We start from the raw sequence: 13,249 nt of genomic DNA, 5'->3' as shown, positions 1-13,249 counted from the left end.
TTTTTTTAAGATTTTGGTTGATTTATTAATAAACAAAATCCTGAGGCGGACCTCGTGTAAAATGATATTCAATTGTAGAATGTTTAATTTTTTCTACTTGTTCAAAACTTTCTTTACTGTAAAATTCTTCGTTCGGTTTTGATTCTATTTTTGGTTCATCATGCGTGTCAATAAAGACAGAGTAATAGGTGAAATGATTACATTGATGATGAATAATTTCTTTCTTTTGATTCGAAAAATCTTGTGAATGATCGATTAAAGAAAAATGTAATTGATTAAAAGTTGGAATCGAAAAAAGAATAATACTAAAGAAAAGTCCAAAAATAGGATGTTTCTTTTTCATGTATCAACTATTTTCCGAACGGAATTCCTAACATAATTTGTATGTTTCGAGCTTGTTCTGGTAATTGCAATGCACGATAAAAACTGGTGTGATTGTAATAGTTTTTATTGAATAAATTAGAAACCTGAACACTTAAATTTGCACTAAAATTATTGAATTTAAGTTTCGTTTTTCCTCCAATTCCAACCAAGAAATAACTTGGAGTGATATCTTCATTTTGTGCAATTTTATCTTGCTCAAATGTATATTTTCCATTTGCAAAAAAGCTCAAACCTTCTAAAAATGCAATATTTTGATTGATTTTATAATTAATTTGTCCAAATAAATTATTTGCAGGAGTGAAAGGAAGATAATTTCCGAATTTTTTATTTTCCGTAATTTGTCGATTGTATAAATATTCGTACACAAGATTTGCATCAAAATTTTCGTTGATTTTCTTACGAACTTCAAATTCAAAACCAGTCAACAAAGCTTTGCTTTGTGTATATTGATAAATTTGTCCACCATGAGGAAGAATCGAAAATTGTCCCGAAGGTTTTAAGAAAATATAATTGCTGAAATAATATAAATACGGACTTAGCGAAATATTCCAATCATTTTTGTGAAAAACAGATTTGAAATCTACAGCAATTCCTTTTTCTATATCAAGATTTTCGTCACCTCGTTCATGTCTAAAACTACCGTGATGAATTCCGTTAGAACCCAATTCTATAGCGGTTGGTAAACGGAAATTTGTTCCAACATTCAAGTTGAAATCCCATAAATCATTTGGTTGAAAAGTTGCACCAATCATTCCGTTTAAATTACTGAAACTACGATCGATTGATTTGCTACGATTTGCATAATAATCTGCAATGCCTTCAGAATTACCTTTTTCAATCAAATAATTGTAAAGAAATTCATCAAAATAACCTTCCGATTTGAACGTCGAATAATCGTAACGTAAACCAGCAGTTACTTTCCAACGATTTCCTTTTTTGAATTCTTCAATCAAAAATCCGCTAAAAATATTTCGGTCATATTTTGGTAATAAATAATTGTAACCGGCAATATTATTGGCTTGTAATTGCGCTTGTGCGCCAATTATTGTTTTGAAATTTTTGCTATGATTATGTTCAAATTTTAATTGAGAATCATACGTTGATAAATTAAAATCTAATTCTAAATCAGGATTTTTTGTTGGAACTGGTTGATTTGCATAATGTGTGTGAAATGAACTAACTTCTTGTCGACGATTGTTTTGATAACTTGCTAAAAATTTTAAAACGTCTTTTGAATTTAAACGAAATTCATTTTCGGAAATTACTTTAAAATGATTCACTTTTTGATAAGGAAATTCGATATTTCTATAATTTCCATCATCTTGAAGTCTATCTACAGAAGGAATTCCGTGTGAACCAGGAAAGAAACCGATTTTCTGATTAACGTTAGAAACCGTTAAAATTGAACGAAATTTCTCACCAATATAACCTGTTTGTATTTCAGCATTCAAATCTTGTCCAGCCGTATTTTTTACACGTTTATTGTAAATTGGTAAATAGCGATTCAGGTAATAAATGCGATCGGTAGTCGTTCTGTAGTCTGCATAATCAGAATAAGAACCTTTTATTTTATAGAAAAAATGATCGTTACGAGATTTCAAATTAAATCCAATTCCGTAATTATCATTTATTGATTGATATAAAGTTTTTGCTTCTCCAGAAAGTGAATGTTTCGCTGGTAAATTGTTATTGTTAATCTTGATAACTCCAGCAATAGCTTCATTTCCGTACTCCAAAGCCGCAGGCCCTTTTATCACTTCGACATCTTCAACATTTAGCGCATCAATCTCCAAACCATGATCGGCTCCCCATTGTTGTCCTTCTTGTTTTACACCATTTTCAGCAACAATTAATCGATTGAAACCAAGTCCACGAATAATTGGTTTTGAAGCTGATGATCCAATTCCAGAAGCATTAACACCTGCAATATTTTCAAGTGATTTGGCTAATGATCCTGCATAGTTTTCTTGAATATAAGATTGATCGACACGATCTACATTAGCTGTTGAAAAATCGTGATGATGCCCTAAAACAGTAACTTCATCTAAATTATATGCTTTGTGAAAAGTAAGTGTAAAAACAAATTTTTGTTGAGAATCAAACGTAATATTTTGAGAAAAAGGTTCGTAACCTTGCTCATCAATTTGAACTTGATAATTTCCTTTGTTTAAATTCTCAATTCTAAATTTTCCTTCGGCATTTGTGTGATATTCTTCGTTGTTGAAGTATACAGTTGCGAAAGGAATTGGTTTTTGATTTTTATCTATAATTTGACCTTCGAAAATGTTTTGTGCAAACACAGTTCCGCACAATAATGTAGCCGCAATACTACATTTTATGTTGATTGACATAAATACAATAATTTAATAACGTTAAAAAAATAAGGTGGTTTTTTCTGAAATTAAATTGCGTAGGGCGGTGCTCGAAGACTTTTTTGAGTAAGTAATACAGCTTGTTTTACACGAGTTGTGTAAAGTGTTTTATCTTTTTGGATAAATGATTGTGACCATTCAAATAACTCAATTTCTGAATCATTTTCTATAAAATGTTGATTGAAATGGCAAATTGTACAGCTATGATCGTGTACGTTAGAGAATTTGTCTTTCAGCTCTTTGTGCTCTTTATTTAGAGCATGATCCAATATATGCGCAGACTGATACACTGTCATAAACAGTGAAATCGTAAGCATAATATATTGGATAAATTTTTTCATTCAGTTTACAAAAATAAGATTTTATTTCATTTCTTTCAACTCTTTCATGTTTTGTTGAAGTTTTCTTAAAAATAAAAAATAAATAATCCCATAATAAACCGTTCCTATAATCACAATAAAAGCAACAGCAGTTATTATTGCAATCCAACCATAAACAGCAGCATTATTCACAATTGGCTGTATATCATGAGCGTGTTTTGCCAAATAAATAGATTGGCCTAATTCGTAATAGAATGGGGCAGAAGAAACAATTAAACTTAAAACGGTGAAAAGAATAAACAAGTTCACCAATCGACGAAATGAAATAATATTTTTCATCAAATCGACTACAGATTGATTAAGATCTATTTTTTTGAAATAACGATAAGCCATCACCAAAAATCCAAACGTAATCACAATACTAAAAACCGAAGCGATCTCGTAATTGTTAATTGTTTTTTCTTCGACTAATGTTTTGACTTCGTTATTAAAAAAATTTTTTCCTGAAATTAAAACATATAAATTGTAGACAAGAAAAAGGATAAATTCGCAAAAAGTGAATATAAATAACCATTTTATTGTCGTTGATGATTTTTTCTTCAACATTTGAAAAATTTGATTTTGATCAAACTTTTCTTCTTCCTTTATGGAACCCCAAATTGATTTTAAGTCATCTAACTCCATTATTGTTCCATTTTAGACATTATTTCTTTTAATTTTATCTTTACTCTGTTCATTTTTACCCGAGCATTAACTTCTGAAATTCCTAAAGTTTCAGCAATATCTTTATAAGGTAAGTCTTCCAAAAATAGCAGTACCAATGCACGTTCTACGTCGTTTAATAATCTAATTGCTGCGTATAAAAGTGTGATACGCTCTTCTAAAAATTCGTCTTTGTCATCAGATTTTAAGTTTAAAAATTGAGCTTCATTAAAATCAGTTTCACTGGATTTTGTTTTTTTTCTAATTAAAGTAATTGCTGTGTTTAAGCTAACACGATACATCCACGTACTAAATTTTGAATCTCCTTTGAAAGAGTCATAAGAGCGCCATAATTGCAAAACTATTTCCTGAAATAAATCGTCATGAGAATCCTTGTCGTCTGTGTAAATACGACAAACTTTATGGATAATTCCCTGATTTTTCTCGACTAATTCGGTAAATATTTTTGCTTTATTATTCAAACTATTATTCTGTTGCTCTTTATTTGTAGTAAAAAAAAGAATAATGTTACAACTAAAAAATAAAAAACCCTCTTATATTTCTATAAGAGGATTAACCTAACTAACTTAAACCTATGAAAAGTTGTTCTACTTTTCTACTGCAAGTATAGAAATTAATTATTTATTAAGCAATAAAAATTTAGAAAATTTGTTAAAAATGTCTTAATTAACTAAGAATGATTCTAAACTATCGAAATCTGTTAACGAAATGATATAATTCATTGTGATTAGAGCAACGGGATGATTAAATTTGTGGAAATATCTAAAAAATTAAACGAATTGCTTTATGGCAAATGAATCATTACTAAAATCGTCGATTGGTAAGAAGTTCGCGATGGCGCTTTCAGCGTTATTTTTGATCGTGTTCTTGTTACAACATTTCGTGATTAATGCATTATCTGTTATTAATCCGAATGGGTTCAATGAAGTTTCGGCTTTCATGAGTGATAACCCTTTTATCCAATATTTAATGCAGCCTATTTTATTAATTGGTGTTGTATACCACTTTGTAATGGGGTTTGTATTAGAAGCGCAAAACAAGAAAGCGCGTGGACCAGTTGCTTATCAAAAGTATAATGGTGCTGCAAATGCTTCTTGGATGTCAAGAAACATGTTAGTTTCTGGATCTGTAATTTTAGTTTTCTTATTATTACACTTGTATGACTTTTGGGTTCCTACAATTACTGATCACTACATTGCTCCAAATCCTGAGTTTGCTCAAGGAAATTACTTTATGGATCACTTAAACCACGTTTTCACATTAGAAGGTGCTTTAAGTTTTGTAAGATTAGTAATTTACATTGTTGCATTTGTATTTTTATCATTACACTTACAACATGGATTTGCATCTGCATTCCAATCTATTGGTGCAAGACACAACAAATACACTCCAGTAATTGTTGCTTTCGGGAAATGGTATTCAATTTTAATTCCAGCAGGTTTCATTATCATCGCTGTTTACCATTTTTTTGTTAAATAATTAAATAATATCAAGAAATGAGTATATTAGATTCAAAATCTCCACAAGGAGATATCGCACAACAATGGAGCGAACACAAAGCACACTTAAACTTAGTGGCTCCAAATAACCGTGATAAAATTGATGTTATTGTTGTAGGTACAGGTTTAGCTGGTGGTTCTGCAGCTGCTACTTTAGCAGAGTTAGGATACAAAGTAAAAGCTTTCTGTTACCAAGATTCACCACGTCGTGCGCACTCTATTGCTGCACAAGGGGGGATTAATGCTGCTAAAAATTATAAAGGAGATAACGACTCTATCTACCGTTTATTTTACGATACAATCAAAGGTGGTGATTACCGCGCTCGTGAGTCTAACGTTTATCGTTTAGCAGAGGTTTCTGGTAATATTATCGACCAATGTGTAATGCAAGGGGTTCCTTTTGCACGTGATTACGGTGGGTTATTAGATAACCGTTCTTTTGGTGGGGTACAAGTATCTCGTACTTTCTATGCGAAAGGTCAAACAGGACAACAATTATTATTAGGAGCTTATTCAGCAATGAATCAGCAAATCCACTTAGGGCACATCCAAATGTACAATCGTCACGAAATGTTAGACATTGTACTTGTAGATGGTAAAGCTCGTGGTATTATCGCTCGTAATTTAATTACAGGTGAAATCGAAAGACATTCTGCTCACGCAGTAGTTATTGCTACTGGTGGTTACGGAAACGTATATTTCTTATCTTCTAATGCAATGGGTTCTAACGTAACTTCTGCATGGAAAATTCACAAAAAAGGTGCTTATTTTGCTAACCCTTGTTATGTACAAATTCACCCAACTTGTATTCCAATCCACGGAACAAATCAATCTAAATTGACTTTAATGTCTGAATCTTTACGTAACTCTGGTCGTATCTGGGTTCCTAAAAAGAAAGAAGACGCTGAAGCAATCCGTGCTGGTAAGAAAAAAGCAGTTGATATCAAAGAAGAAGACAGAGATTACTACTTAGAAAGACGTTATCCTGCATTTGGTAACTTAGTTCCTCGTGACGTTGCATCTCGTGCTGCAAAAGAGCGTTGTGATGCTGGTTATGGTATTGAAGCAAATGAAACTGGAGAAGGAGTTTACTTAGATTTTACAGATGAGATCAAGAAAAAAGGTCGTGAGGTTGCTTTCGCAAACGGAGATCAAAATCCATCAGATGCTGAAATCGAGAAATTAGGTAAAAAATGGATTGAGGAGAAATATGGTAACTTATTCCAAATGTATTGGAAAATTACAGATGAGAATCCATACGAAAATCCAATGCGTATCTATCCAGCAATTCACTACACAATGGGTGGTGTTTGGGTTGACTACAACTTACAATCAACAATTCCTGGATGTTTCGTAGTAGGAGAAGCTAACTTCTCTGATCACGGAGCTAACCGTTTAGGAGCTTCTGCATTAATGCAAGGTTTAGCAGATGGTTATTTCGTATTACCTTATACAATTGCAGATTATTTATCAGCAGATATTCGTACAGGTAAAATTCCTACAAATACGCCAGAATTTGATGAAGCTGAAAAGGCTGTTAAAGACCAAATTCAACATTTCTTAAGCAATAAAGGAACTAAAACTGTAGATAGTTTCCACAAACGTTTAGGAAATATTATGTGGAACAAAGTAGGTATGGCTCGTAATGCTCAAGGTTTAAAAGAAGCGATTGCTGAAATTGCTGCTTTACGTGAAGAATTCTATCGTGATGTAAAAGTTCCTGGTGATGCTAACGAAATGAATACTGAGTTAGAAAAAGCTGGACGTGTAGCTGACTTCTTAGAATTAGGACAGTTAATGGCAATTGATGCTCTTAACCGTAATGAGTCTTGTGGTGGTCACTTCCGTGAGGAGTACCAAACAGAAGAAGGTGAAGCAATGCGTGATGATGAAAACTATACTTATGTTGCCGCTTGGGAATATAAAGGTGATGATATCAACACTGAGGTTTTACACAAAGAGGAATTAAATTACAAATATATCGAGCTTAAAACTCGTAGTTATAAATAATAAAATCATTTTGCTTGATAACAAACTTTCAAGCAAAATGTCAAAATATCATATAGAATTATGGCATCATCAAAAACAATCAGCATCACGCTGAAAATTTGGCGTCAAAAAAACGCTAATGCTCAAGGAAAAATGGAAACATATTCCTTAAAAGATGTTTCTACTGATTCTTCTTTCTTAGAAATGCTTGATTTATTAAACGAGCAATTAATAGAGGAAGGAAAAGAGCCAGTTGCATTCGACCACGACTGTCGTGAAGGTATTTGTGGTATGTGTTCTTTATTCATCAATGGAGAAGCGCACGGACCAGATAGAGGTGTTACAACTTGTCAATTACATATGCGTATGTTCAAAGATGGTGAAACGATTTACATCGAACCATGGAGATCTGCTGCATTCCCAGTAATCAAAGATTTAATTGTAGACCGTTCATCTTTCGACCGTATCCAACAAGCTGGTGGTTACATCTCTGTAAATACATCAGGACGTACAGTAGATGCAAACAATATTCCAGTAAACAAAATGCATGCAGATGAAGCGTTCGACGCTGCAACATGTATTGGTTGTGGAGCTTGTGTTGCAACTTGTAAAAATGGATCTGCAATGTTATTCGTAGGAGCTAAAGTTTCTCAATTCGCATTGTTACCACAAGGACAAGTAGAAGCTGCTCGTCGTGCTCAAAAAATGGTTGCACAAATGGATTTAGAAGGTTTTGGTAACTGTACAAATACAGGAGCTTGTGAAATCGAATGTCCAAAAGGAATTTCTTTAGATAACATTGCACGTATGAACCGTGAGTATTTATCTGCAAAAATTGTATCACAAGAATAATAACATTCTGATATATATTAAAAGAGCGACATGTTTGTCGCTCTTTTTTTGTTATAATAATTGCAAAAAAAAAAAGGATTTCAATCTCTTGAAATCCTTCCCAATGTCAAATTCTTTCTTCTGAATAAGTCCATTGTAACTTGTTCTTTTTAAATGATTATAAAAAAGAATTTTTATAAATAGAACAAATATCTATTGTAAATAATAAATGAAATGTACTCATATATGAGAGACTATTAATCCTATGCAATAACTATGAGCAAAATCGATTTAAAAAGAACGTCTAGGGAAAAAAGGATTTCAATTTCTTGAAATCCTTCCCGAAATTTTTGATAATGATTTGAATTAATTTTCACCTTATTATGAAAATTCTCTGTCGGCTTAAAAATTTCGTTATTTTGTGGAAAAACAACTATTAATTTTAATGTTCTGTTTCAAAACAACTAAAGTATTTTGAAGTCCTGAACGAATAATTATTAATTCCTTGATGTAAAATTAATGACAAAAATCATGTTTTGCAAATTATTTCAGATTAATTTTAAAAGTTTAACACATCAATAAATCTATTTAGAAATAAAAAATCCAGCACATTATGTGCTGGATTTTAAGTTTAAGACTACTAAAATATAGTGTTCTGAGATTATTTAATGTTCTTAAAACTTCTATTGATAAAATTTGTTAACTCTTTACCTTTTAACAAACCTTGTGATAATTTTGCTAAATCTAATGCTTGGTTAATCAACGCATCTTTTTCTTCTTTCGAATCTTTAGCCAAAATCTCTGTTGCTAAATCCGAGTTTGCATTCACAACAACATTATACATTTCAGGGAAATTACCCATTCCAAACATTCCTGCTCCACCAGAAGCCTGCATATCTTTCATACGACGCATAAATTCTGATTGCGTAATGATGAAAGGCGCATCTGTTCCAGATAAATCTTCTAATTGAATTGTATATGATTTGTTGTTGATTGATTCTGTGATTTCAGTTTTCAATTTTTCTTTATCATCATCAGATAATTTGGAAATTTTAACTTCATCTTTTTCAATCAAATTATTGATATGATCTGCATCAACACGAACAAATGTTACATTTTCTTTTGTAGATTCTAACTTCTGAATCAAGTGAGAAGAAATAGGAGAATCTAATAAAATTACTTCGTAACCTTTTTCTTTCGCAATTTGTATGTATTGATCTTGTCCATCAACATCAGAAGCATAAAGAATAACTAATTTTCCGTCTTTGTTGGTTTGATTGTCTTTGATTGCAGCATTCAATTCATCCCAAGTGAAATATTTACCATCAACTGTTGGATACAATGCAAATTTGTCAGATTTTTCGAAGAATTTATCTTCCGAAATCATTCCATATTCAATGACAACTTTAATATCGTTCCATTTTTGCTCGTAATCTTCACGATTTTGATTCATTAATGAAGACATTTTATCCGCCACTTTTTTCGTAATGTGCGCCGAAATTTTCTTCACAGCTCCATCAGCTTGTAAGTACGAACGAGAAACATTCAACGGAATATCTGGAGAATCAATCACACCACGCAATAACATCAAGAAATCAGGTACAATTCCTTTCACTTCGTCTGTTACAAACACTTGATTTTGGTACAATTGAATACGATCTTTATCAATATTGATATTGTTTCCTAATTTTGGGAAGAACAAAATTCCAGTCAAATTAAATGGATAATCAACATTTAAATGAATGTGGAATAAAGGTTCTTCAAATTGCATTGGATACAATTCTCTGTAGAAATTTTGATAATCTTCGTCAGATAATTCAGATGGCACTTTTGTCCAAGCCGGATTTGTATTATTGATAATATCATCAACTTCGATTTCCTCAGGTTTTGCATCTTCAGCAGCACCTTCTGGTAAAGGAAGTGTTTCTTTTTTCGTTCCAAATTTGATCGGAATTGGCATGAATTTATTGTATTTATTCAATAATTCACGGATTTTCCATTCGTCTAAAAACTCTTTCGAATCTTCAGCAATATGTAAAATGATTTCAGTTCCACGCTCAGTTTTATCCGAATTTTCTAATGTAAATTCAGGAGAACCATCACATGTCCAATGAACTGCTGGCTCGTCTTTGTATGATTTTGTAATGATTTCTACTTTATCCGCAACCATAAACGCAGAATAAAAACCTAAACCAAAATGTCCGATAATTCCGTCCGCATCTTGGTGTTGATTGATAAATTCTTCCGCTCCAGAAAACGCCACTTGATTGATGTATTTTTCAACCTCGTCAGCTGTCATTCCCAAACCTTGGTCGATGATATGTAAAGTATTGTCTTCTTTATTTATTTTTACCTCAATTTTTGGATTTCCGTACTCAACTTTTGCATCACCAATACTTGTTAAATGTTTCAATTTCAATGTTGCATCAGAAGCATTAGAAATTAACTCACGTAAAAAGATTTCGTGATCGCTGTACAAGAATTTTTTAATTAATGGGAAGATATTCTCAACCGAAACATTAATATTTCCTTTATTCATTTTATTGTATTTTTTTATTTATAAAATTAGTTTTCTATTGAATGGTCTAAAATGTATGATTTGTAGACGGAAACTAATTTTCAAAAGATATTCCAAACCAAGATTTCTGACAATTTGTCGCAGCAGTAATTTTAATGCTATTGGATTTATCCGTATTTTCGATTAAAATTTACAAAGATGAAATTCGGAAAAGTAGAAAATCCAGAATTGGTTGATTTTACATTGCCCAAAACACCTAATGAAACTATTGAGCTTTTAAATTCTTACGATAAAACAAATAATTTTGAAGTTTATGTAGGTTGTGCAAAATGGAATAAACAAGATTTGAAGAATTTTTATCCACCTAAAACGAAAGATGAATTAAGTTATTATTCGACTCAATTCAATAGTATTGAGCTTAATGCAACATATTACCGTTCTCCTAGCAAAGAAAATGTAGAAACTTGGGCGAATAAAACGCCAAAAGATTTTAAATTTTTCCCGAAAATTCCACAAAGTATAAGTCATTATGGTCGATTACAAAATGTGACAGATAAATTAACTCAATATTTGGATGCAGTAGCGTTGTTTGAAGATAAATTAGGAATGATTTTCTTGCAAATGCATGAAAATTTCGCTCCAAAAGATTTTGATAAACTTCAGAATTTTATTGAAAATTTTCCGAAAGGTTATCCTTTGGCAGTAGAATTACGCCATGAAGATTGGTTTTCTAATGAAGAAAACTTTAATCGATTGATAACTTTATTAGAAAAGCATAATATTTCAAATATTATTGTTGATGCTGCAGGTAGGAGAGATATGGTGCATATGCGATTGACTTCTAGCGAAGCTTTTGTACGTTTTGTTGGAGCAAATATTCCATCTGATTATGAACGCTTGGATGAATGGATTGATACAATTAAACTTTGGAAAGCAGAAGGTTTGCAAAAATTGTATTTCTTTATTCATCAAAATTTGGAACTCGAATCTCCTATGCTTGCAAAATATTTTATCAAAAAATTAAACAATGATTTGGATTTAGACATTCGTGGTCCGCAAGATGAATTGACGTTGTTTTAGACGTTTAAGATTATTAGAAATTATTTTAAAAACTATATGAAAAAACTTTTATTTGTACTACTTACATTTATTACTCTCACTTTTTCTTTTGCTCAAGTTCAGAATTTGAAAGAGTTGTCTACTGGAGTTTTAGAGCAATCTTCTCGACTTAATGACAACGATGGAAATGTGATCGGATATGCATTCATTTTCAACAAAGGATTAATAAAAGAAGATAAATTTGTTCAATACGAATATGTATTGTTAGACAATAATTTGAACAAAATTACGAATGGAGATTTTGAGCTTCGTAACATTGCAAAGTCAATTTATACCTTTACAGGAATAGAATTTTTGAAACAAAAATTGTATATCAATTCAAAATTATACCATGCTAAAAGTTTTGGAGAATATGGAAATATTTTGATGAAGCTTGATTTGAAAACAAATAAAAGTGAAGATGTTATGTTTTATAGAAATGGTAGTTATACTTTGTTTTCTGAAGTTGAAAGTTTTGATAAGATGAAATTTTTAAACACTTCAATGTATTCTGCCAATGTATTTAAAATATATAAAGACGAAAATCAAGTTTATTATGTTGATTTTAAGATTGGTTTCGAAAATCTTTTAGAAAGTATAAATATTTATAACGATAATTATGAGAATACTTTTTCTTATGTAATTGATAAAAAGATGAGAAAAGATGGATATAAATTTGAGTTAGGAACTTTTAAAAATGATCAATTAGTTTTATTGCAAAAAAAGAATGACGAATCTTCTGGATTTAATAAAATAGGAGTGGAAAGATTGTTAACGTATGATTTAGCTGATGGGAAAAATACATCAAATATTGTATATAGTTCAAAAACTAATCGAAACGGAATTTATGTTTTTCCTGAGATGGAAATACAAAATGATAAACTACTTGTAATTGGAGAAATAAAAGAATCTTCAGAATATGCGATTCCATTCTCTAGATTTGGACCAACTATTGGATTGATACGAACAATTTATGATAATGTAGGAAAGCAATTGTTAGAAAAAAGAATTAACTACAGCGAAATATTTTCTGATATTGGTTTTAAAACGTTAAGAGATAATGATGGTTATCGCTATGCTTTGAAAGAATTTTTTAATTATAATGATAATTCGTTTACGGTTTTATTAGAAAAGCAAAAAGGAGATAATAGCTTTACCGTTATTAGATCTACAGATTATATTATCGCTAATTTTGATAGTAATGGGATTTTTAAAAATCATATTGTACTAGAAAAATCGAAACAAAAAATGTTTGATAGTTATCTTTTTTCTCAAGAAAATAAAACTGAAAACGAAGTTTTGTTTTTTTATAGTGAACAAGATAAAAATGATAAAAAAGTTTGGAATTTAATTATCAATAAACTTAAAAATGGCGTGTTAACTCAAGATAAAATGCCTTTCAAAACAAAGGAAACAAGTATGCGTTTTGGTAAAGCTAAATATGGTTATATTTTTATTAGTGAATATAATAAAGATGAAAAAGAAAGCTCAGTTCGAATATAAAAATTAAATTTA

General features: G+C 30.9%; 11 protein-coding genes. 5 read left to right on the top strand and 6 right to left on the bottom strand.

Going from position 1 to position 13,249, the window contains the following annotated elements; genetic code table 11:
- Positions 1-25 precede the first annotated feature (25 nt).
- From B4H69_RS06300 to B4H69_RS06280, 5 genes are read right to left on the bottom strand one after another with little or no spacing between them, the layout of a single operon-like run.
- Entirely contained in the window at positions 26-343 is a 318-nt protein-coding gene (locus B4H69_RS06300) for a hypothetical protein (RefSeq protein ID WP_038337229.1), read from the bottom strand.
- Positions 344-350: 7 nt separating this feature from the next.
- Positions 351-2,735 carry a TonB-dependent receptor gene (locus B4H69_RS06295; protein ID WP_038337227.1) on the bottom strand — a complete coding sequence of 795 codons (2,385 nt, stop codon included), beginning with the start codon at positions 2,733-2,735 and terminating at the stop codon, positions 351-353.
- A 50-nt stretch (positions 2,736-2,785) separates the two neighbouring features.
- Complete coding sequence (locus B4H69_RS06290) at positions 2,786-3,097, bottom strand: hypothetical protein (RefSeq protein ID WP_038337225.1); 312 nt, start codon at positions 3,095-3,097, stop codon at positions 2,786-2,788.
- A 21-nt stretch (positions 3,098-3,118) separates the two neighbouring features.
- The gene (locus B4H69_RS06285; protein WP_115001090.1) at positions 3,119-3,760 is read right to left on the bottom strand and encodes a hypothetical protein; all 642 of its coding nucleotides are present in this window, start codon (positions 3,758-3,760) and stop codon (positions 3,119-3,121) included.
- A complete protein-coding gene (locus B4H69_RS06280; protein WP_038337221.1) occupies positions 3,760-4,260 on the bottom strand; it encodes an RNA polymerase sigma factor in 501 nt (166 codons plus the stop codon). The genes B4H69_RS06285 and B4H69_RS06280 overlap by 1 nt, the downstream gene beginning before the upstream one ends.
- 325 nt (positions 4,261-4,585) lie before the next feature.
- Between B4H69_RS06280 and B4H69_RS06275 the strand changes: the two genes are divergently transcribed.
- The 3 genes from B4H69_RS06275 to B4H69_RS06265 are packed head-to-tail and all read left to right on the top strand — an operon-like array spanning position 4,586 to position 8,139.
- Positions 4,586-5,278 carry a succinate dehydrogenase cytochrome b subunit gene (locus B4H69_RS06275; RefSeq protein WP_038337219.1) on the top strand — a complete coding sequence of 231 codons (693 nt, stop codon included), beginning with the start codon at positions 4,586-4,588 and terminating at the stop codon, positions 5,276-5,278.
- Between the two features lie 17 nt (positions 5,279-5,295).
- Positions 5,296-7,308 carry a fumarate reductase/succinate dehydrogenase flavoprotein subunit gene (locus B4H69_RS06270; protein WP_125349258.1) on the top strand — a complete coding sequence of 671 codons (2,013 nt, stop codon included), beginning with the start codon at positions 5,296-5,298 and terminating at the stop codon, positions 7,306-7,308.
- A 60-nt stretch (positions 7,309-7,368) separates the two neighbouring features.
- The gene (locus B4H69_RS06265; protein WP_038337216.1) at positions 7,369-8,139 is read left to right on the top strand and encodes a succinate dehydrogenase/fumarate reductase iron-sulfur subunit; all 771 of its coding nucleotides are present in this window, start codon (positions 7,369-7,371) and stop codon (positions 8,137-8,139) included.
- 640 nt (positions 8,140-8,779) lie between these two features.
- Here B4H69_RS06265 and htpG read toward each other — a convergent pair.
- Complete coding sequence (htpG, locus tag B4H69_RS06260; protein WP_180904710.1) at positions 8,780-10,657, bottom strand: molecular chaperone HtpG; 1,878 nt, start codon at positions 10,655-10,657, stop codon at positions 8,780-8,782.
- Positions 10,658-10,834: 177 nt separating this feature from the next.
- Here htpG and B4H69_RS06255 point away from each other — a divergent pair, with 177 nt between their 5' ends.
- Entirely contained in the window at positions 10,835-11,716 is an 882-nt protein-coding gene (locus tag B4H69_RS06255; protein WP_180904709.1) for a DUF72 domain-containing protein, read from the top strand.
- A gap of 36 nt (positions 11,717-11,752) precedes the next feature.
- Positions 11,753-13,237, top strand: a complete 1,485-nt coding sequence (locus B4H69_RS06250; protein WP_291093172.1) for a hypothetical protein — start codon at positions 11,753-11,755, stop codon at positions 13,235-13,237.
- The last annotated feature ends 12 nt before the right edge of the window (positions 13,238-13,249 follow it).

Origin of the sequence: Empedobacter sp. UBA6745 (assembly GCF_002453775.1) — a bacterium.
Lineage (GTDB): Bacteria > Bacteroidota > Bacteroidia > Flavobacteriales > Weeksellaceae > Empedobacter > Empedobacter falsenii_C.
The sequence above is the reverse complement of the archived record's forward strand: the minus strand, read 5'-3'. Positions and strand labels throughout refer to the sequence as shown.